Source organism: Fictibacillus sp. NRS-1165 (assembly GCF_050468105.1).
Taxonomy (GTDB): Bacteria; Bacillota; Bacilli; order Bacillales; family Fictibacillaceae; genus Fictibacillus_C; species Fictibacillus_C terrinigri.
The window spans coordinates 1-2125 of the sequence record NZ_JBDPNU010000141.1 but is presented as its reverse complement, the minus strand read 5'-3'; the positions used below and the strand labels follow the sequence as shown (position 1 = coordinate 2125).

Sequence of the window (2125 nt, the reverse complement as noted above, 5' to 3'; positions counted from 1 at the left end):
GGACTCCCTTTTAAAACGAAATAAATCCTTTCTTTCTTGTGGCCCTGCTTTTTCCCACACAGGAAGTTCATAATGAAAAGCCGTTTGGAAATCATGTTTACAGCTTTGGCAATAGCATCCCTCAATACGGAAAAAGGGACCGTCCAGGAAAATCCCTTTTATTTTATACGCTGCCAGATTTCTTATGACTTGAAAGGCATACTGGCGAAAAGGAGAATTTATGCAAGAATATGTTCCCGATCCATAAGCACTCGGTATGGACTGGCCGTCAGGAAATACCTGCTGATAGTCAGGATGGTGCACAGCGAGCGAGGATGAAAGCCAATGAACATTGAAGTATACAATAGGGTTAATTTCCAGATTTTCGTACACGGCTTCGATCTGTTCCAAAATATTTTTTCTTACTTCTACAGCACAATCAGATGGGTAGTATGTTATGCCTGACTCCCCTTCTGCAATATCGTGTACTTCTACGTGTTCACAATTAAAGCCCAGGCTTTTCCGAATGCGAAACTGCTCTTGAAGATCGAGCCTTTCATAAACTTCTGGCCCAGGCGGAATAAAATCGACGATCCTCAGCGGCTTTTGTTTCCATGTTAATGTTTTCATTGGTTTTCAATGCTCCTTAACCTTTAATCGACCCTTGCAGCCCGCTTACAAAATGGCGCTGCATGGCAATGTAAAAAATAATAACGGGTACGAGGGAAATGACCACACCTGCAGCCATCGTTTTTACATCGGTGCCAAATGTTCCGGATAAGTATGCAAGGCCCAAGGAGATCGGGAATAAACTATCATCCTTTAATATGATCAGAGGCCACATGAATGAGTTCCATACAGAAATAAACGCAAATACACTTAGAGCGGCAAGTGTCGGCCTTGTTAATGGAAGAATGATACTCCACCATACCCGAAAGGGGCCACAACCATCGATAATCGCAGCTTCCTCAATTTCTTTTGGAATGGCCAAATAGGACTGCCTCATTAAAAAGATGGAAAAACCTCCAACGAGACCCGGTAAAATCAGTCCCCACCATGAATCTACCAATCCCAGTTTTTCTACTATAATGTACAAAGGCACAAGTTTCCCTTCTTCCGGCAGAAACATCGTGGCAATAATGGCATAAAAGATAAAATTTCTGCCTGGGAAGTTCATCCTGGCCAATGGATAGGCCGTTAACGCCGTTAAAAAGATGTGGGCCGGAACCATGATGATGATTAATAGAAAGGAATTTAATAGGTAACGCGGAAAAGGAATTGCCGTCCACGCTTCTATAAAATGGTCGATGACGGCGGGTTTTGGTATAAAACTTGGCGGAAAACTGAATACATCTTGACTGTTCGACTTGAATGCAGTAGACAAAAGCCATAGAAATGGTCCTATGAAGATGCAGGCGACCCCAATTAAAAGCAAATACAAGAGAGCGAGTTTACTAATTTTCATCCAGTTTGTTTTTGGTCTTTTTATCATTGTATCGATTGCCCCCCTCTTGAAAGCTTGTAATTGATGATGGTCAGGACCATAAGGATCAGCCATAGGACCATACCCATAGCAGTAGCGTAGCCCATATCAAATTCAACAAACGCTTTTTGATAGATATAAAGCGGGAGAGACATTGTACTGTCCAGGGGACCTCCACCTGTCATTACATAAATGCTCGTAAACATTTGAACAGTTCCGAGTGTCGCCATAACAACGGTTACAGCAAAAACAGGCCGCAGCTGGGGTAAGTATACATGCCATAGAATCCTCACTTTTGATGCCCCGTCGATTTTCGCGGCTTCGATCAACTCTTTAGAGACCGTCTGCAAGCCCGCTAAATAAATCAGCATATAAAAGCCCGCAGCCTTCCAAGCCTCCAGCATAGAAACGGCTGGAAGTGCCGTTTTTTTATTTAACAGCCAATTAATGTTCGCGTGGTCCCATCCGATTCCATGAAGGGCTGCATTAATTAAACCGGTAGGATGATATAAGTATTTCCACACTATGGCTACGGCCACCATCGCTGTTACCACAGGGAGATAGTAAATAACACGGAAGAGCGTGATTCCTTTTATTGTCCGGTTCACAAGAATGGCAAGAAATAAAGGAAGAGTGATCAGCATAGGGACGGTGATCACAAAG

3 protein-coding genes are annotated in these 2125 nt (G+C 43.2%); all 3 read right to left on the bottom strand.

The window, feature by feature from the left end; genetic code table 11:
• On the bottom strand, window positions 1-609 hold a 609-nt coding region (locus tag ABHN01_RS25200), incomplete at its 3' end, for a hypothetical protein (protein WP_429877819.1).
• A gap of 16 nt (window positions 610-625) precedes the next feature.
• The gene (locus tag ABHN01_RS25195; protein ID WP_290400536.1) at window positions 626-1471 is read right to left on the bottom strand and encodes a carbohydrate ABC transporter permease; all 846 of its coding nucleotides are present in this window, start codon (window positions 1469-1471) and stop codon (window positions 626-628) included.
• On the bottom strand, window positions 1468-2125 hold a 658-nt coding region (locus ABHN01_RS25190), incomplete at its 5' end, for a carbohydrate ABC transporter permease (protein WP_429877818.1). The genes ABHN01_RS25195 and ABHN01_RS25190, both read right to left, overlap by 4 nt.